Annotated in this window: 21 protein-coding genes and 1 tRNA gene; 17 read left to right on the top strand and 5 right to left on the bottom strand. The window is 50.9% G+C overall.

The genetic code is table 11. The annotated features are described in order from the left end of the window. Positions 1 to 30 precede the first annotated feature (30 nt). From clpX to NGM66_RS01670, 3 genes are all read left to right on the top strand, one after another. Positions 31 to 1,287, top strand: a complete 1,257-nt coding sequence (gene clpX, locus NGM66_RS01680; protein WP_125577250.1) for an ATP-dependent Clp protease ATP-binding subunit ClpX — start codon at positions 31 to 33, stop codon at positions 1,285 to 1,287. 176 nt (positions 1,288 to 1,463) lie between these two features. Then, entirely contained in the window at positions 1,464 to 2,057 is a 594-nt protein-coding gene (gene yihA, locus NGM66_RS01675) for a ribosome biogenesis GTP-binding protein YihA/YsxC (protein WP_208909435.1), read from the top strand. Positions 2,058 to 2,059: 2 nt separating this feature from the next. Further along, positions 2,060 to 2,359, top strand: coding sequence for a nucleoside triphosphate pyrophosphohydrolase family protein (locus NGM66_RS01670; RefSeq protein WP_208909436.1), 300 nt, complete (start codon positions 2,060 to 2,062; stop codon positions 2,357 to 2,359). Positions 2,360 to 3,095: 736 nt separating this feature from the next. Here the strand turns inward: NGM66_RS01670 and NGM66_RS01665 are convergent. Beyond that, complete coding sequence (locus NGM66_RS01665; RefSeq protein WP_125577230.1) at positions 3,096 to 3,284, bottom strand: SPJ_0845 family protein; 189 nt, start codon at positions 3,282 to 3,284, stop codon at positions 3,096 to 3,098. A gap of 153 nt (positions 3,285 to 3,437) precedes the next feature. On the opposite strand from NGM66_RS01665, the gene uvrC reads away from it, so the two are divergent. Together uvrC and obgE are read left to right on the top strand one after the other, a co-directional pair. Continuing rightward, positions 3,438 to 5,255, top strand: coding sequence for an excinuclease ABC subunit UvrC (uvrC, locus tag NGM66_RS01660; RefSeq protein WP_208909437.1), 1,818 nt, complete (start codon positions 3,438 to 3,440; stop codon positions 5,253 to 5,255). Between the two features lie 87 nt (positions 5,256 to 5,342). Beyond that, on the top strand, positions 5,343 to 6,638 hold the full coding sequence (gene obgE, locus NGM66_RS01655; RefSeq protein ID WP_208909438.1) for a GTPase ObgE: 1,296 nt from the start codon (positions 5,343 to 5,345) through the stop codon (positions 6,636 to 6,638). A gap of 152 nt (positions 6,639 to 6,790) precedes the next feature. On the opposite strand, the gene NGM66_RS01650 is transcribed toward obgE, so the two are convergent. Beyond that, the gene (locus NGM66_RS01650; protein ID WP_208909439.1) at positions 6,791 to 7,540 is read right to left on the bottom strand and encodes a hypothetical protein; all 750 of its coding nucleotides are present in this window, start codon (positions 7,538 to 7,540) and stop codon (positions 6,791 to 6,793) included. Positions 7,541 to 7,553: 13 nt separating this feature from the next. Next, positions 7,554 to 7,832: a hypothetical protein gene (locus NGM66_RS01645; protein ID WP_208909440.1), complete on the bottom strand. Its 279-nt coding sequence runs from the start codon at positions 7,830 to 7,832 to the stop codon at positions 7,554 to 7,556. A gap of 210 nt (positions 7,833 to 8,042) precedes the next feature. Between NGM66_RS01645 and rnz the strand changes: the two genes are divergently transcribed. The 4 genes from rnz (at position 8,043) to NGM66_RS01625 (ending at position 12,376) form a co-directional block, all read left to right on the top strand. Continuing rightward, complete coding sequence (gene rnz / locus NGM66_RS01640; RefSeq protein WP_208909441.1) at positions 8,043 to 8,993, top strand: ribonuclease Z; 951 nt, start codon at positions 8,043 to 8,045, stop codon at positions 8,991 to 8,993. Beyond that, on the top strand, positions 8,993 to 9,382 hold the full coding sequence (locus NGM66_RS01635) for a lipopolysaccharide assembly protein LapA domain-containing protein (RefSeq protein WP_208911020.1): 390 nt from the start codon (positions 8,993 to 8,995) through the stop codon (positions 9,380 to 9,382). The genes rnz and NGM66_RS01635 overlap by 1 nt, the downstream gene beginning before the upstream one ends. Positions 9,383 to 9,519: 137 nt before the next feature. Beyond that, complete coding sequence (gene recJ, locus NGM66_RS01630; RefSeq protein ID WP_208909442.1) at positions 9,520 to 11,835, top strand: single-stranded-DNA-specific exonuclease RecJ; 2,316 nt, start codon at positions 9,520 to 9,522, stop codon at positions 11,833 to 11,835. A gap of 22 nt (positions 11,836 to 11,857) precedes the next feature. Further along, positions 11,858 to 12,376, top strand: coding sequence for an adenine phosphoribosyltransferase (locus tag NGM66_RS01625; protein WP_125577246.1), 519 nt, complete (start codon positions 11,858 to 11,860; stop codon positions 12,374 to 12,376). A 716-nt stretch (positions 12,377 to 13,092) separates the two neighbouring features. Here NGM66_RS01625 and NGM66_RS01620 read toward each other — a convergent pair. Both NGM66_RS01620 and NGM66_RS01615 read right to left on the bottom strand, forming a co-directional pair. Then, positions 13,093 to 13,539 (bottom strand): universal stress protein, encoded by a 447-nt coding sequence (locus NGM66_RS01620; RefSeq protein ID WP_208909443.1) that lies wholly within the window; start codon positions 13,537 to 13,539, stop codon positions 13,093 to 13,095. Positions 13,540 to 13,634: 95 nt separating this feature from the next. After that, positions 13,635 to 14,816 (bottom strand): MFS transporter, encoded by a 1,182-nt coding sequence (locus NGM66_RS01615; RefSeq protein WP_245155233.1) that lies wholly within the window; start codon positions 14,814 to 14,816, stop codon positions 13,635 to 13,637. A 373-nt stretch (positions 14,817 to 15,189) separates the two neighbouring features. Between NGM66_RS01615 and NGM66_RS01610 the strand changes: the two genes are divergently transcribed. The 8 genes from NGM66_RS01610 to tnpB all read left to right on the top strand — a co-directional run. Continuing rightward, a complete protein-coding gene (locus NGM66_RS01610) occupies positions 15,190 to 15,567 on the top strand; it encodes a hypothetical protein (RefSeq protein WP_258115356.1) in 378 nt (125 codons plus the stop codon). Between the two features lie 140 nt (positions 15,568 to 15,707). Beyond that, positions 15,708 to 16,109, top strand: a complete 402-nt coding sequence (locus NGM66_RS01605) for a TIR domain-containing protein (RefSeq protein ID WP_258115341.1) — start codon at positions 15,708 to 15,710, stop codon at positions 16,107 to 16,109. Between the two features lie 52 nt (positions 16,110 to 16,161). Continuing rightward, positions 16,162 to 16,249, top strand: a tRNA-Ser gene (locus tag NGM66_RS01600). Between the two features lie 176 nt (positions 16,250 to 16,425). Beyond that, entirely contained in the window at positions 16,426 to 17,052 is a 627-nt protein-coding gene (locus NGM66_RS01595) for a hypothetical protein (protein ID WP_258115340.1), read from the top strand. Beyond that, positions 17,036 to 17,347 (top strand): hypothetical protein, encoded by a 312-nt coding sequence (locus tag NGM66_RS01590; RefSeq protein ID WP_258115339.1) that lies wholly within the window; start codon positions 17,036 to 17,038, stop codon positions 17,345 to 17,347. Before NGM66_RS01595 ends, NGM66_RS01590 begins: the two co-directional genes overlap by 17 nt. Then, positions 17,347 to 17,757: a protein-export chaperone SecB gene (locus tag NGM66_RS01585; RefSeq protein WP_258115338.1), complete on the top strand. Its 411-nt coding sequence runs from the start codon at positions 17,347 to 17,349 to the stop codon at positions 17,755 to 17,757. The genes NGM66_RS01590 and NGM66_RS01585 overlap by 1 nt, the downstream gene beginning before the upstream one ends. Before the next feature lie 165 nt (positions 17,758 to 17,922). Next, positions 17,923 to 18,105, top strand: coding sequence for a hypothetical protein (locus NGM66_RS01580; RefSeq protein WP_208908786.1), 183 nt, complete (start codon positions 17,923 to 17,925; stop codon positions 18,103 to 18,105). After that, a partial coding sequence (gene tnpB, locus NGM66_RS01575) for an IS66 family insertion sequence element accessory protein TnpB (protein WP_258115337.1) occupies positions 18,095 to 18,390 on the top strand: 296 nt, incomplete at its 3' end. The genes NGM66_RS01580 and tnpB, both read left to right, overlap by 11 nt.

Raw genomic sequence — 18,390 nt, 5'->3', positions numbered from 1 at the left:
GCTTAAGCCTGGAGAGAAAGGGTGAGTTTATTGTTTGAAAACACCGACGAAACGAATGGCCCAGTAGTTTGCTCGTTCTGTGGCAAGTCGCAAGACCAAGTGCAGAAGATCGTTGCTGGCCCAGGTGTTTACATCTGTAACGAATGTATCGACCTTTGCAAGGAAATTATCGACGAAGAATTCAGCCAAGATGCTGCCCAAGAAACCTTAGCAGTCCCAACGCCAGCTGATATCGTCAAGACGCTTGACCAATACGTGATTGGCCAAACGGAAGCAAAGCGCACACTGTCTGTAGCGGTTTACAATCACTACAAGCGGGTCAATGAAATGGCCCAGGCGGATGATGAAGGCCCTGAATTGCAAAAGAGTAACATTGCGGTGATTGGACCCACTGGTTCCGGGAAGACTTACCTGGCACAAAGCCTGGCTAAGATCTTAAACGTGCCATTTGCCATTGCCGATGCCACGACGCTGACGGAAGCCGGCTATGTGGGTGAAGATGTGGAAAACATCCTCCTGAAGCTGTTACAAAACGCCGATTACGACGTGGACCGCGCAGAAAAAGGCATCATCTACATTGATGAAATTGATAAGATCGCGAAGAAATCTGAGAACGTCTCCATCACGCGGGATGTTTCTGGTGAAGGGGTCCAACAGGCCTTACTGAAGATCTTGGAAGGGACCATTGCCAACGTGCCGCCTCAGGGTGGTCGGAAGCATCCCCAACAAGAATTCATTCAGATCGACACCACCAACATCCTCTTCATCGTGGGTGGGGCCTTTGACGGCATTGACGGTATCGTCAAGCGGCGTCTGGGGGACCAAACGATTGGGTTCGGTGCCGACACCAAGGAACAAGACGTCTTGGCTTCGGGTGATAGCCTGATGCAACACGTCATTCCAGAAGACCTGCTCCAATTCGGGTTGATTCCTGAATTTATCGGGCGGTTGCCAATTCTGACGGCGCTGGAAAAGCTGGACGAAAATGATTTAGTCCGGATCTTGACCGAACCGAAGAATGCGTTGGTTAAGCAATACGAAAAGCTCTTGTCGTTGGACAATGTCGACCTGCAGTTCCAGCCAGCAGCGTTACGTGAAATGGCCAAGTTAGCCATTGCCCGCAACACTGGGGCCCGGGGCTTGCGGTCTATCATTGAAGACGTCATGCGTGACATTATGTTTGACCTGCCAAGTCGTAACGATGTGGCCAAGGTCATCATCACGGCCGATACGGTCACGAATCACGCGGAACCTGAATTAGTTTTGAAGGATCAAAAGGCTTCTTAAGTTGAAGTCGCTGGGTGACCGAGGAGAAATCTTCGGTCACTTTTTTTACGGAAGCAAACGTTGGCGGGGCCGGGCTTTTGCCAAACGTCACCGAAAATCCCCACAGGTTTCCGCCATTTCCGGGGGCGTTGTGTGTTAGAATGGTGAAAGATATTTTGGAGAGGATGGACTAACTAATGGAAGTCAATCATGTAGAACTCGTCATGAGCGCGGTCGACCCCGTGCAGTACCCGACAACGGGATACCCAGAAATTGCCTTGGTGGGTCGTTCTAACGTGGGTAAATCCTCGCTAACGAACGTCCTGATCAACCGGAATTCCTATGCCCGGACATCGAGTCAACCCGGTAAGACGCAGACCCTGAACTTTTACAACGTGGAGGACCAACTCTACTTCGTGGATGTGCCGGGGTACGGCTACGCCAAAGTCTCAAAGACTGAGCGGGAAAAGTGGGGGACGATGATCGAAACCTACTTGACCCAACGCGACCAATTAAAGGGCGTTGTATCGCTGGTAGACGCCCGTCACGCCCCAACCGAAGATGATGTCCAGATGTACCGTTGGTTGGCCTATTACGGCCTGCCAACGCTGATTGTGGCCACCAAGAGCGATAAGATCGCCCATGGCAAATGGAACCAGGCCGTCAGTCGCATTAAAAAGACGATGGACCTGCCAAATACGGACAACATCATCATGTTCTCGGCCCCTAAGAAGATCGGCAAGGATGCCGTTTGGAATTGGATCGAGCAACAAGCCTTTGGGGAGGAATAGAAGTGGAATTTAACGAATATCAAAAAGCTGCCAACCGGACGTTGTACGGCAACGAACAGGTGCTAACGAATTGTGCTCTGGGCTTAGCCGGTGAAACGGGCCAGGTCGTGGATCTGGTCAAGAACTACACCTTTCACGGCAAGGACATGGACCACGACGCCATCGTTAAAGAAATGGGCGACGTGCTGTGGTACCTCAGCCAAATTTCTCAGTGGGCCGATATCGACTTCGAGGAGGTTGCCCAAGACAACATCAAACGGCTGAACGCCCGGTATCCGCATGGGTACCAACCGAATCACTAGCCAACCGCCTTCGATTGTAAGTGCAAAAACACTTAGTAATACCCAGCTGACAGGGACTCTGGATATTGAATCAGTCCACGCTACCACCTGCGGCTGTCAAAGATTTCGGTAGCTGTGGGGAACGTCAGCGGCCTGAGAATCGGTCCGCCGGCTCGGTTTGAAGCCTGACCAATCCCGTCAGTCTCCAAACGCGTCCCACGCTGTAAGCTGAGAAAACCGCTCAGCTAACACCGTTGTCACAGCAACCTACACCTTTGACTGCCTCCGGTTACGTCAGTGATTATCCACGAAGTTAGCAGGAGCATCGCTGGAATGGTAACATTCATCTACATTAGTGGATAGTCCGCCAGGTAGCCGTGAGTGAGCTAAATTTGGACTCAGCCGTGGGCGTTTTCAAGTGACCTGCTTGGAAACTGGCGTCTTCGAGACGTGATTTTCGGCTCGAAGCGAGGGTGAAGACCGCTCTTTGGCTTCGACCGGTCCTTCCCACAGCGTCACGGTCCAAATTTGGCGAACGGTAAGGCGGCCAGTACGGACTATCTGGTGTGCAGCTGTGCGGTCGACGGAGACTAAGACGATATCAGTAGTCATTACCTGTGATTCACGGCATCAGCCAGAAACGGTACCAGCTGTGCTGAAACGACTGGCTTTCCGTGAACTGACGGTGGCATCTGATTTTATCATAAGACACAAAAGGACCCACGCGGTAAATTACCGTGTGAGTCCTTTTCGCAACCTAGTCGTGTTCGTGTTTTTGCTCGTGCTTGATCTGGTCATCCTTGATCAAGCCCTTACCCTTCTTGTCGTTCTTGTGTTCATCGTTGCGCTTCAAGAACTTGTCACGCTTCACATCCGTTGGGTCCATTTGGGCAAATTTACCGAACATGGAATCCAGGTCGTCTTGACGTTTAACCTTTAATGCCAAAGCGAACCACCTCCTTGCTTTTTCAGTAATCATAGCAGAATTAGACCGATTTGTCATTTTTAAAGCGGCCAGGGGGTTTCGCTTGCACCAAACAGACATTCGGCCTATACTTTAAAGGCTTATCATAACGATTAAAAACGGGAGGGATCTTCCTTGGCGTCGGAATATTTGGAGCATAAACTAGCGTTACTGCCGGGCCTTCCCGGCTGTTACCTGATGAAGAATATTAACAGTCAAATTATTTACGTGGGTAAGGCCAAGAACCTGAAGAACCGGGTGCGGTCTTACTTCAAGAGTAGTCATACTGGCAAGACGGCCCAGTTGGTCAGTGAGATCGTCGACTTTGAAACGATCATCACTTCGACCGATAAAGAGGCCTTTTTGCTCGAAATCACGCTGATTCAAAAGCACCAGCCGTACTTTAACATCAAGCTGAAGCGGGGGACGGGGTATCCTTATATTAAGATCACCCATGAACGCGACCCTCAACTCCTGCTGGTCAGTGATATTCGCAAGGATGGCGCCTACTACTTTGGCCCGTATCCCAACGTTTATGCGGCCGAAGAGACCATGCATTTCTTACAGAAGGTTTACCCGTTGCGCCGGTGTACCGGTTACCAGGGGCGGCCGTGCCTGTATTACCATATGGGCCAGTGCTTGGGTGCTTGCTTCAAAGAGGTGCCCGAGGCCGATTATGATCACCAGATTCGTCAGATCAAGTCCTTTTTAAATGGCAACGTGGCACACGCCAAGAAAGAACTCAGCGAGCGGATGGCCAAGGCGGCTAGCGACATGGAATACGAGCGGGCGGCCGAGTTACGTGACCAGATCCGTTATATTGAAGCGACCGTGGAAAAGCAAAAGATTATTTCCAATGACAACACGCCCCGGGACATTTTTAACTTTTACCTGGACAAGGGCTGGCTGTCGATTCAGGTCTTCTTCATTCGCCAGGCGCGACTGATGAAACGCGAGAAGCGCCTGTTCCCAGTCATCAACTCGGCCGAAGAAGAATTGGCCAGCTTCATCGTTCAGTTCTATCAACGGAAAAACACGGTCCTGCCACGGGAGATCTTGGTGCCGGCCAGCATCGACCATGAGGTGATCGAAGAACTGCTGAAAGTGCCCGTTAGAACGCCGCAGCGGGGGACCAAACGGGATTTGCTGGAGATGGCCGGTAAGAACGCCAAACTGGTCTTAGACGAGAAATTTCGGCTCTTGGAGCTGGATGAAAGCAAGACCACGGGGGCAATGAAAGAAATCACTGATGCCCTGGGCATTGCGCCCGGTCACAAGATCGAAGCTTTTGACCACTCACACATTCAAGGGGCCGACCTAGTTTCCGCAATGGTCGTCTTCGTTGATGGTCAACCCAATAAGAAGTTGTACCGGAAGTATAAATTACGAACGGTCGATCACGCGGACGAAACGGCCAGCACGCTGGAAGTCATTCGGCGTCGCTATGGTCGGCTCTTAAAGGAACATGCGGCGATGCCCGACCTGATTTTGATGGATGGGGGCGACATTCAAATGAATGCCGTCAAGGAGGTCCTAGCCGACGAATTTGACCTGCACATTCCGGTGGCGGGGATGGTCAAAAATGACCACCATAAGACGGCCGACCTGTTATTTGGTCCCGACGACCACCACGTGCATTTGGACCCCAAGAGTCAGGGCTTTTACCTGGTTCAGCGGATTCAAGATGAGGTCCACCGTTTTGCCATTACCTTCCACCGGCAGGTCCACACCAAGCACTCCTTGAGTTCGCGGTTGGACCGGATTCCCGGTGTTGGGCCCAAGACCCGCAACAAGCTCTTACGTAAGTTCGGGTCGACCAAGAAGATCGGTGAAGCGGACGTCGATGACCTGCGGAAGTTAGGCATCAGTCAGACCGTGGCCCAAACCATCCATGTCACGTTAGCAGCGGAGACGGCTGAAATAAAAAGTCCGCGAACGCCAACCAATCTTTGACGTGGCGGCCGTTTGCCGGTATACTGGCTAGCAGGAGTCACACTGAGAAAGCAGCACGCGCTGGTTTAGAAAACGAGGAATAAAATTATGTTTGTAGATCAAGTTAAAATTAACGTGAAGGCCGGAAACGGCGGGAATGGCATGGTGGCCTTCCGTCGGGAAAAATTCGTGCCCAACGGTGGCCCAGCCGGCGGTGACGGTGGTCGTGGTGGGAACATCATTTTCCAAGTCGACGAAGGCTTACGGACGCTGATGGATTTCCGGTATTCCCGGAAGTTCAAGGCTAAAAACGGGGGCAACGGGGCCATCAAGTCCATGACTGGTCGCGGTGCCGAGGATACCATCATCAAGGTACCTCAAGGCACGTCAGTCATTAACCTGGAAACGGGCGCTGTCATGGCCGACCTGGTGGCGAGCGACGATTCTGCCGTGATCGCCAAGGGTGGTCGTGGTGGTCGGGGCAATATCCACTTTGCCTCCCCTAAGAACCCTGCCCCAGAAATTGCCGAAAACGGTGAACCAGGACAGGAATTTGAAGTGCAATTGGAATTAAAGGTGTTGGCCGACGTCGGCTTAGTTGGGTTCCCGTCAGTCGGAAAATCCACGTTACTGTCAACGGTCACCAGTGCCAAGCCTAAGATTGCGGAATACCACTTTACCACGTTGGTCCCGAACTTGGGGATGGTCCGGTTACCAGACGGTCGTGACTTTGTGATGGCCGACTTACCAGGGCTGATTGAAGGTGCCGCTAACGGTGTCGGCTTAGGATTCCAATTCTTGCGGCACGTGGAACGGACGCGGGTCATCTTGCATCTGATCGACATGAGTGGCTTAGAAGGGCGTAACCCTTACGAGGACTTCGAGAAGATCAACGAGGAACTCAAGACCTATGATCCGGACATTTTGAAACGGCCACAGATCGTGGTTGCCAACAAGATGGACATGCCCGATTCTGCCGACAATTTGGCCCAATTCAAGGAAGACTTGAAGCAAGACCAACTGTTGGCCGAAACGCCGGAAATCTTCGCGGTATCTGCCTTGACGCATGATGGCTTGACCCCACTGTTGGGGCGGACCGCCGATATTTTGGCCGAAACGCCACAATTCCCAGTCAAGCAGCCGGAAGTGGCCACGTCTGCGGAATACACGTTCAAGCCAGAGGCGGCGTTCACCATCGATCAAGACGAAGATGGCACTTGGCTCTTAGGCGGCGACAAGCTGGAGAAACTGTTCCAGATGACCGATATCAACCACGACGAAAGCCTGTTGCGCTTTGCTCGGCAAATGCGGGGCATGGGCATCGACGATTCGTTGCGTGAACACGGCGCGAAGAACGGCGATCTGGTTAAGATCGACGACTTCACCTTCGAGTACATGGCCTAAGACAACGGCGCGTTTGCCGTGTGTCAGGGACCCATTAAAATTGACACAATCAAAAAGGAATCGTCAGCAAGATGCGGGGATGTTACCCAGTCTTGAGGACGGTTCCTTTTGTGTTTCGTATTCGGTTTGTGTGCAGTGGACCCGCAATCAGCCTACAGTGACAGCTTCAACCAGCCTGTAGGTGAGACGACCTGCTTATTGTCAGCGTAAGCCCCAGCAAAGGCAATCTTCACGGTCTTGAAGGTCGGCTGTTTCTTTTCACTCGCTAAGCCGGTCGCAAAGGTTGTCAGGTGACCGCGGGCGGGGATGGTCTTACCAGCGCTGGCATCGCTGAGTTGTCCCGCCGCGTTTAGTTGGCGATTCTGACTGAGACGTAGCGTCTTGATGCCATCGGTGGTGAGGTCTTGCTTGCTGCGGTTGGTAATGGTGAACTTCACTTGAATCGTGTAGTAAGGGCTCTTGATGCTGGCCAGGTTCAGGGCTTGGGCGGCCATGCGTTTTGCGGCGGCCGTCTTAGCCGTATTCTTGAGGATGCGGACCGTTGTGACTTTGTAGGTCAGGGGGCCACGCTTGATGGTGGTCCGGGGATGCTTGACCTGGTCGAGCTGAAGTTTCGTGCCGACCTTGTCGTACGTGTACTGACCCGCCGTCTTTAATTTACCAGACTTGACGTAGTGCGGACTCTTGGTCTGCGCCGTCTTGGGGCGATAAGTCTGGGCCTCTTTTTTGGTCGATGACGATCCGGAGACCGCCGCGTCGGGTTTGGGCGCGTGGTAACTGCTGGATTTTGCTGAACTGTTTTTAAAGCTGGCGGTACTCTTGTCGGCGCTGGATTGACACCCGGCCAGGCCGAGAACCAAGAGACTCAGCCCCACGAGGGCCAGTGATGAGTGAAAACGCATGATAAAACTCCTTTCAACCGAGTAAAATTTGGTGGGGAACGAGGCGATAACCGTAGAGGCGAATCGGTGTGTCCGCCGCCATGAAGAAGGTGGCGTGCGCATCGGCCTGCTGGCAACGGGTCCGGAGCTGGTCTAAGGTCAACGGATGCCCGTCACCACTGACCAAGACGATGCGTTGTTGGTTGGCCGGCAAGATGTCGACAACGGGCGTGGTGACGTGGTCGTGTTCCCAATACAACTTGAGAGCCGGATGAAGATCAATGGTAGAACGGTTAAAATCGATGAGGCGCAATTAAACTCCCTCCCCAGTACGTGACTTTACCTCAGTATACCGAATTTTTCCGGCGAACCCTAGGGCGGACCCCAGAATTTTTAAAATTCGTTGGTAATCCCACCAGCCGTGACAGGTTTTGCGAGAATCGGGGAAGGAAAAGTTGCGGTTTGGGTGAAAATCCCCTAAAATAGTGCTTGGACTTAAAAACAGGATAGGAACGAAAAAAATATGGAAATTGAATTCTTAGGGACCGGCGCCGGTTCGCCAGGAAAGTTCCGCAACGTGACCAGTACGGCCTTGCGCCTGCTGGATGAGCGGAATTCCGTCTGGTTGTTTGACGTGGGTGAAGCGACCCAGCACCAAATTTTACGGACGACGTTGAAGCCTCGTAAAATTGATAAAATTTTTATTACACACTTACATGGTGACCATATTTTTGGCCTACCAGGGTTATTAAGTAGTCGGTCATTTCAGGGCGGCAATGAGCCCCTCACGATTTATGGCCCCAAGGGGATTCGTAATTTTGTCGAGGTCAGCTTGCGCGTGTCTGAGACCAAATTATCTTACAAGATCCACTATCAAGAATTGACCGCGGATGGGTTGATCTTCGAAGATCCTAAGTTCCGCGTGTACGCACAACATCTGGATCACCGGATCGAATGCTTCGGTTACCGGATCGAAGAAAAGGACCATCCGGGCGAACTCCAAGTTGAGAAGCTCAAGGCGGCGAAGATTCCATCAGGGCCGGTCTATGGCCAACTCAAGGCCGGGCAGACCGTAACCTTACCGGATGGCCGGACACTTAATGGGCAAGACTTTTTAGGCCCAGCGCAACCAGGTCGCATCGTGGCGATCTTAGGGGATACCCGACAGACGCCCGGCGAGGAAAAGCTGGCGCGTGACGCAGACGTCTTGGTTCACGAAAGTACATTTGCCAAGGGCGAAAGCAAGTTAGCGCGGTCGTATTATCACTCGACCAACATTCAGGCGGCCGAGTTAGCCAAACGGATGCACGTTAAGTTATTACTCTTGAACCATATTTCCGCGCGTTACACGGGGAAGATGGCGTTAGATCTTCAGCATCAAGCACGGGAAGTCTTTAAGAACACCAAAGTGGTCAAGGACTTTGACGCGGTCGATGTGCCATTTCAAAAATTAATCAAGGCGGGTGCTAAGTGATGAAAAATCAGTGGCGAATTGTGGTCAGCATTTTATTGGTTATCGTGGTTGCGGTCTTTGCAATCTTAAACGTGGCAAGTGTGCCCGTCTCCTTTGGGTTCACCACGGTTCATTGGCCACTGATTTTGATTCTTCTGGTCTCCATCTTGATTGGAGCCGTGTTGATGATTCTATTTTCGACCATCAATACGGTTCAACACAACCGGGCTTACAAGGCATTGGAGAAGACCAGCAGTGAACATCTAGCTGAACTTCAAGCAGAAAATGACCGGTTGTCCAAGCGGCTGCAAAACTCTAACAGTAAGCAAGCGGCCGGGTTACAGGAAAAGCAAATCAAAGAGCTGCGTGCCCAGGTGGCCGACCTGCAGGCGAAGTTAGCAGCGAAATAGGATATTTCAGTGACAGGTCAACGTTGAAACGGGTGGGCGTTGCGGAAGTTAGCGAGTTATCAGCACTAATTTCTGTGGCGTCCGTTTCTGTTTTCCTAACTGTCGCACGTAGATAAAAATAGAAAGGATGGTTGTTGGTGATTGCCGCACAGTATCGCTGGAACATTAAAGACGTGAACCAGCCGTCAGAAGAAGCGCTCAAGCTGGCTGAAGAGACGGGAACGCCGCCGATTATTACCCAGATTCTGGTGAACCGGGGGTATCAGACAGGCGACGCGATTCAGGCATTCTTGAATCCTGGTCCGGAGCAGCTACACGACCCGAATCTCTTGCACGACATGGCCAAGGGGGTCGAACGCATTGAGGACGCCATTGGTCAAGACCAGCAGATCACCATTTACGGCGATTACGATGCCGATGGGGTCACGAGCACGTCCATTCTCTACGAGACACTCAACGAGATGGGGGCTAAGGTCAATTACTACATCCCTAATCGTTTCACGGACGGGTACGGGCCAAACGTCGCGGCCTTTCAAAAGTTGATTGCGGCGGGCACCCAACTCTTCGTGACCGTGGATAACGGGGTGGCGGGCAACGATGCCATCGCAGCGGCCAATGAAGCGGGCGTCGACGTGGTCGTGACCGATCACCATGAGTTGCCCCAAGAATTACCGGACGCCTATGCCATTATCCATCCCCGTTACCCGGGGGCTGAATATCCCTTTGGTGGCTTGTCCGGCGCGGGTGTGGCCTTTAAGGTCGCCCAAGCCTTGCGCGAAGAGATTCCCCAGGACCTGCTGGACTTAGCCGCCATCGGGACGGTCGCCGATCTGGTGCCATTGATCGACGAAAACAGGGTGCTGGTCCATTACGGCCTGCAACTGTTGGCCCAAGACGAGCGGCCGGGTTTACAGGCATTAATGCAAGGTGCTGGCTTGAAGCCCGCCGAATTGACGGAACAATCCATTGGCTTCGGCATCGCACCGCGGCTGAATGCGCTGGGCCGTCTGGACGATGCCAGCCCAGCGGTGGAGCTCTTGACCACGCTGGATGAAGGACAAGCGACGGCGCTGGCCAAGGACACAGAAGCCAAGAATCGTCATCGCCAGGACCTGGTCAAAGACATCAGTGCGGCGGCCTTGGCCCAAGCGGCTGATGCGGACCACGCCCACCGGCCGACGCTGATCATCAGTGGTCACGACTGGCACGAAGGCGTGTTGGGCATCGTGGCTAGCAAGGTCGTGGAAACGACGGGGAAACCCACGCTGGTGGTCAACGTAAAGGATGGCCGGGCCAAGGGATCAGGTCGGAGTGTCGAGGCATTCAATCTCTTTACGGCGTTAGATGGCCACAGAGACCTGATGACAGCGTTTGGGGGTCATCACATGGCTGTGGGGTTAACCTTCCCTGAGGACCAATTAGGGGCCTTGGCGGATGCCTTGGATGCTGAAGCGGCCGAGCAGAAATTAACGGAGAGTGGGCCCAGTGAATTGCTGGTCGCCGCAGCGTTGCCGGTCAAGGACGTGACGATGGATCTCTACCAACAGTTGGCGAAGCTGGCGCCGTTTGGTCCGGACAATCCCCAGCCGTTATTTGCCTTCAAGGCAGCCAGTGTGACCCAGGTCAAGGCAATCGGTCAGGACCACAGCCATTTGAAATTTCAATTGACAGAAGACAATCATCAACTCAACGCCATTCAGTTTGGTGCGGGGCAAAATGTCCCGGCGTTAACAGCTGATCCGGACGCAGTCGAGGTCTTAGGGACCATTGAAGATAACGTCTGGCAGGGACGGCATTCCTTACAGGTGATGGTCAAGGACTTGAAGCAGGTGGCCCGGCCAATCGTAGATGCACGGACCACGCAACTCCACCAGGCCATGTTTCAGGCGTTTGGTGTCTACGTGTTCTTCCACCGCAATGTGTACCAACAATTAGCGGGTCAGCTGCCAACCGGGGCGACGGCGTTATTGTTTGACGGTGCCGTGCAACAGCCAGTGGCGGCGGACACGCCCGTCTTCATCGTCGATTGTCCGGACGCCACGGCCGATTTGACCAGCGTTTTACACCAGCTCAAACCCACGCAGGTGACAGCTTATTTGTACAAGAGAGAAAGTCTTTCGCAATTAGGGATGCCAACTCGCGCGCAATATGCTAAACTGTTTAAGTTCATTGCAACACATCAACAAGTCGATATAGGTCATCAGCTGGACCAATTGGGCAAATTTTTACAGATTCCGCGGACCCAGCTGGTCTTCATGATTCAGGTATTCTTCGAGTGTGGCTTCATCACGATCGATCACGGAATCATGAACGGCGTCGCGCACCCGGAGCACAAGGATTTGGCTACCGCTCCGAGTTACCAACTCAGACAACAGCAAATGCAGACGGAAAACGAGTTGTTAGCTTGTTCAACCGCAACACTCGTGCAGCATCTGCAGGCCTCATTGGACTAAAATAAAGGAGCAACTTTATCTTATGGCAACTGATTTTACGAAATACATTGCAAGCGTTCCGGACTACCCTGAAAAGGGCATCATGTTCCGGGACATCTCCCCATTAATGGCAGACGGCGAAGCCTTCCATGCCGCCACTGACGAGATCGTCAAGTACGCCAAGAACAAGGGCGTTGAAATGGTCGTGGGCCCAGAAGCCCGGGGTTTTATCGTCGGCTGTCCAGTCGCTTACGAAATGGGCATTGGGTTTGCCCCAGCCCGGAAGCAAGGAAAATTGCCACGTAAGACGGTCAAGGCTAGCTATGACTTGGAATACGGCCAATCCGCGCTGTACATGCACGAAGACGCCATCAAACCGGGCCAAAAGGTCTTGGTCACTGATGATTTATTGGCAACCGGTGGGACCATTGGCGCAACGATTCAGTTGGTGGAAGACCTCGGCGGTATCGTCGTGGGAACGGCCTTTCTGATCGAGCTCAAGGACCTGCACGGCCGCGACAAGCTCAAGGGCTACGATATCTTTAGCCTGATGGAATACTAATTTAATTGCATGATAAAAAGGTGCCAACCACGGAAATTCGCTCGTGGTTGACACCTTTTTGAGTGGTTGCTAGAAGTCGCAAGTTTGAAAGTAGCCAAATTCAGTGTGATAGCAGGGGTTGTAGCGATAAAGTTAGTCCTTGAATGTAAGGTGGTCCGTCCTGGCCGCCTACCGTCCGCCAAATATGGGTCGGAACGCAGTGGGCGGACGGGGCGAGCCGAAGGGCGGTCTCGACACCTCGTCTTTGAGCCGAAGGTCACGTCTCAAAGTCGCCAGTTTCCTAAGCGGCATGAATCGCGCCGCTAAAGAAACTCCCACGGCTGAACCCACATTTGGCGAACTCTCGGCTACGTGTGTGATTGCTAATCGACAACTAGTTTGACTCTTTGTGTCTCTAATCTTACGATTGGTTTTGGACTAACTCATGACTTAGTGTTGGCAAGCATTAATCCGCTGGAGTCAGCCAGCATTCAGCTGTAAGCTGAGGAAAAACGCTCAGCCAATAGTGTTGTCACAGCAGTCTTCGTCTCTGACGGCCTTCGGTTATGTCTGTGGTCGACTTAGCGTTAATAGGGGCAACATTAGTGGCTGATCTGCCACGTAGCCGTGAGTGAGCTAAATTTGGCTTCGACCGGTCCTGCCCACAGCGTCACGGTTCAAATTTGGCAAAAGTAAGGCGACTAGCACGGACTACCTTCGTCAGTTAGTAAAGAAACTTAATCTTCTGGAATATCGTTGACGACAAAGACATTTGGCTGGGCGTGCTGGACAATGTAGGTCGTCGTTGACCCGACCACGAGCCGGGAGAAAGCGTTGGTTCCGGATTTACCGATCACGATTAAATCAATGCCGTTTTCGGTGTCGTTGGCAACATCGGTAATCTGTTGCTTGGGGGAGCCTTCAAGGTTCGCCGTGGTAACGGCCACGCCGGCTGCGGTGGCTTGTGCCTTGGCCTGAGTCATCAATTCCGTAGCGTTTTCACGCATGGTGGCAACGATTTCCGTGTAGGCCAGTCCGCGACCGTAGCCACCGAACTGATTGATGTCGGTCACGTGTAGGAGTAGGAGCTTGGCGTGCCAGTCCTTAGCGAGAGAAATGGCTTCCTTGAGCGCTTCATTGGCGTTACTAGATCCGTCGAGCGGTACTAAAATATGCTGGTACATCTGATGACCTCCTCATCGTTGGTTGGCAAAGAAATTTAGTTTATGGTTATATTATCCATAACCGCATACATATAGTCAATCGTTATGCTCACGGGTTAATCTGCGATAATGGCGTGACGGTCAACGACGATACCGGTCACAGTCAAGGCAAGAGAAAAGGCGACCAGGAGCAGTAGAACTGGGTTCCAGGCGTGAAGACTGGTGGCCAGCGTGCCGAATAAGATGGGGCCAACTGCCGCCAATAAATACCCCGCCGATTGGGCCATGCCGGAAATCGCTGCCGTTTGGTAAGGGTTATGAGTCTTTTCGGTAAAGAACATGATGGCCAGGTTAAAGGCGACCCCGGAGCCCAGCCCACTGATTAGGGCCATGACCGTGAGAAAGGGAAGCGAACGGGTCGGCAAGATAAAAGTGAGCGGCGCCACCACGTAGCCTAGCGCCATGATGGTCAAGAGCACGGGCACCCCGTGGCGTTTATTGAACAGGTAAGGCACCAGAAATGCTAGGGGCAGGCCACTGAGCTGAAAGAGCGTCAAGAGATTGCTGGCGACGATGGTGGACACGCCGTGGGTGGTGAGAATCGTGGGCAGCCAGGTCAACAAGACGTAATAAACTAGCGATTGCAGGCCGAAGAACAGGGTGATCAGCCACCCGGATGGTTGCCGCCAGACACTGTGAAATTGCGGGACCCGTGCGCGTTGTTGCGGCGTGAGAGCCACCGATTGGTCACTGCGCAGGTTGGGCAGCCAACAGATCACGGCAACGATGCTGATGATGCCCAAGATTGCCTGAGTCGCGCCAAAACTCAGCGTCGAGATGAGATACCCGGCCGCTGCGGTGCCCAGCGCACCGACCAGTAACATGGAGAGCGTATACAGGCTGGTCCCCAGTTGAATCTGGTTGGGGACGCGCTCCTTGATCAAAGCAGGAATTAAGACGTTACCACTGTCGACGCCGATGCCGACCAAGAAGGTGCCGAAAAACAGGGTGGGGACACTGGGGATGATGCGCCCGTAACTGCCGAGAATCAGCAGTAAAAATAATAACAGGACGGTGCGGGCATTGCCCCAACGCTGCGCCAATTTCACAATGATGGGTGAGAAGATGGCAAAGGTCACCAGTGGAATCGATGTCAGTAGGCCGGCCAGTGAGCTTGGCAGGTGTAGCGTTTGCTCCAGGTTGGGGAGCAGGGGTGGAATCAACGTAATGGGGAGCCGCAGGTTGGCGGCGATGAGCATCATACTAAAGAGAAACCAGGAACGTTTGGGTTGAGACACAACGAATCCTCCTCGAAAAAAGTGTTTAAAATCAGTATAGACCTGAAAACGCCACCAGCCAAAGTGAAAATTAGCAACAAAAAACCAGGACCGTGGGAGGCGGCCCTGGCTAAGAAGACAACAGTCCGTTGAGGAGGACTGTTTAGGGGGATGCATCAAGATGTGTTCAGAATCCGTGAGAGTGGTGCAAAGGGGAGAAAAATATGTTTATCAACTAATCATTTTGATTAGTTTGTTGTTATATTATGCCGCAATAAATCCCCAACCGCAACCAATATGCTCAGCCGTAAAATGTGTTACCGGAAAAACCGATAAGTGGGTCCTGCATTTCGTGTGATTTCCAGGTAAAATGGAGGAAAGGAAGATGATAACGATGGACTTTATTGATTTGACGCCCATTCAGCTACGCCACACGCCCCTAGGAACCCGCCAGCAGGCGCCTAAGCAACATGACTGGCAATTAGACTGGGACAAGCTGGCGGCGCTGATACGCGATAATGGCGACATGATGGCGGTCGTCCAGGCGGGGCTGGCAGAAGACTGGTTGAATACGCAGGGTACGATTTGGGATGAGGAGTGGGGCTATCATCGTTACCCCAATGATAACCGTGAGCCGGATGATACCGTGTTTTGGGCGGCGTCGACCTGGGCGACCCCAGCCATTTTGGTGACGTTTCACAATGAACTGACCCGGGCATTTGCCTGTTACCGGGAAGGCCGCGACCCGGATTTTCACTACCTAGGACGCTAATACTTGAGAGACACAATCGTTATGACTCGAAAGTAAATTAGATTTGTTATATAGTATTCATTAGAAAAACACCTATTTGTAATCGTTTTGACTTTTAAGGCAGTTACAATTAACCCAAGTCAACGAAGAAGGGAGTTTGGATGATGAGTGATCTATTTATCAGCTACCAGTCAGCCGATCCGTTAGCCCATTCGTTTCAAGTCCAACTCCAAGAATGGGCAGACAAGTACTGGGAGTTCCCGACGGTCAGCTTTCATGAGCAGGAACCACCGGTGTGTTTTAACTGCACCAGCGCTAAGCAAATCCGCCGCCACTTGCGTAAAGAAATCAAGGCAGCCAATCAACTGCTGATTATTGTGAGTCGGGCCACCTGGCAGTCGGAGTGGACCGACTGGGAAATTGCAACGGCGCAAAACGCGGACAAACAATTGTTGGCGGCCAAACTGGATAGCACCAACATTTCACCGATTGGGCTGGTGGATACGGCGCCGATTTGGATCGATCCATTTGATCCGGTGGTGTTGACGCAACGAAAATTTTAAAACATGCTTGCATTTATAGTCATTATTGGTAAAATATATTAAGTAGTGACTTGGAGAGTTGGCAGAGTGGTAATGCAACGGACTCGAAATCCGTCGAACCGGCTAATACCGGCGCGCAGGTTCAAATCCTGTACTCTCCTTAGAATATCAACTGATCTTGTTTAGACGTTGCCGAAGTTTTTGGTAACGTCTTTTTATGAAGAAAACAGTTTGAAGCGGTTCTTTCAGTTTCTAATTGGGTAGTTTTACTTGCTGACGTTAGGGATGTACTGTATGATAAAAAGCAGCTACAGCTAGTGTGTTGGGAGAATTGATTGTGAACTTTCCAGATATGATTATTCCGATTTATCATTCGGATATTGAGAGTAGAAATAATAAATTCGTGTCCGGTAGTTTTTTTCAGTCTGATGAAGATGGAAAATGGTGTGGCAAGGGAATGTACTTTTGGGATAATATTGCAAATGCTAAGTACTGGAAAAAGCGAAAAGAATCATCTAATCGTGATGATAGTGGCGTAGCTATTAGTATCGCCAGAGCCTCATTAGTATGTAGTCAGGCCGAATTACTGGATCTAACTGATGTAGATGTAGGAAAGAGTTTAAAAGTTGCTGGGATTCTATTTGCAAAAAAGTATGGAATAACACTAAATCTTCATAACAATGGAAATGTCATTAACTTTGTACATGACGCAATGACCCGTGAAAACTTGAATTCTGAGCGAGAAGAGTTGCCATATCCTACGATATTTTCAGTTGTAAAAATGGCTGGGAGATATCCATATAACACGAAAGGATTGATTGGCGGCAATGATCATGGTGGCAATTTCCCAGCGGCAACTACACAGATACGAATGATCTACGCAGTAAGAGATGAAAGTTTGGTTCAACGGCGAAGTATTATTGATCCTACGAAGGAGGAAATTTCTAATGACTTTTCATTTTGATCTAGAAAAAATCAGAAACACTAAGACAAAATTAAATGACTCAGAAATTGCTGAGATGAAGCGCAAATATGAAGATTCATCGAATGGCTGGAATTCATCTTTTGCTATGGATGGGTTTGTTTTCTTAGACCCCACAATCAGTGATCTTGCTGAAGCCTCTACTGATGCTCAGAGCAATGGACATGTTACTAGAAGCACTGAAATTTGCGTTGAAGAGGTACAAGCTATGATAGTGAAAGTGAATGATAGTTCTTCAACTTTTGAAATGAGTATTTCAGGGAGTGAGGCAGCGTAATGGCAGTTATTCAATTTGAAGGCTATGAGGTTACGCAAATGCATTATGAAAAAAATAAAAATTTCAAGCGGCCGGAAAATGGAAAATTAAAAATAGCTCCTTTATTTTCGGTCAATGTTGAAGAAAAAAATGATAATGAGTCAGCGGTGCTCTTGTCTGTCTCTTTAGAAAAAGGTGCACCATTTAATTTGCAGGTTTCTATTGAAGGATTGTTTAAGTATAATGCTGAGGAAGATAAGAGTGATTTTGGGAAGAACAATCTGTTTTCGACCAACGCCGTTGCAATACTCTTTCCGTATTTGCGGAGTTGTGTTTCAGCATTAACAAATTTATCGAATGATGCGCCAGCATTGATTTTGCCGACTATGAACATAGTTGAACTTTTGAAAAAGCAAGATATGCAGGGTTAAAAAAACGAGTTAGTCAGCAAAATGACCAGCTCGTTTTTATTTGGATTTGTGATAAGATCTTATGGTTGGATGAAGTTAATGTAAGCACCTAATAACTGACCGTCTATGATTGGCGGCCGCAAAACGATATGATTACCTCATCAAATAAATTGGTGAGGTTTTGTTATGGATAAACCAGATATCGTACAAGTTAAAGTGCCGCGTCAGGCTGCTGGAACAACGCCAGTTGTTCCCAGCCGGGCAGTTCAACTCAAAGTAGGCAAGAACAAGTCAGTTATCATCTACAATAAGGCTAATGGCTACATCGTTGATGCCCTCTTAAAGGCGGTGTTTAGCGATGCTCATTGATCCAAACAAGGTTGGACAAGTCTATATTGTTTGTGGCAAGACTGACCTCCGTCGTGGAATTGATGGCTTAGCTGGTGTTGTTCAGGAACAGTTTGATCTTGATCCATATAATCAGGCGCTCTACTTATTTTGCGGTACCAGAAAGGACCGTTTCAAGGCCCTTTACTGGGATGGTGATGGCTTTCTATTGTTATACAAACGGCTAGAAAATGGCCGGCTTCAATGGCCAACAAATCAGGATGCCGTGCGAAAGCTGAATTATAAGCAGTTCTCGCGTCTTCTCAG

Origin of the sequence: Levilactobacillus yiduensis (genome assembly GCF_024718525.1) — a bacterium.
Lineage (GTDB): Bacteria > Bacillota > Bacilli > Lactobacillales > Lactobacillaceae > Levilactobacillus > Levilactobacillus yiduensis.
This window is presented reverse-complemented; position numbering and strand designations above follow the sequence as displayed.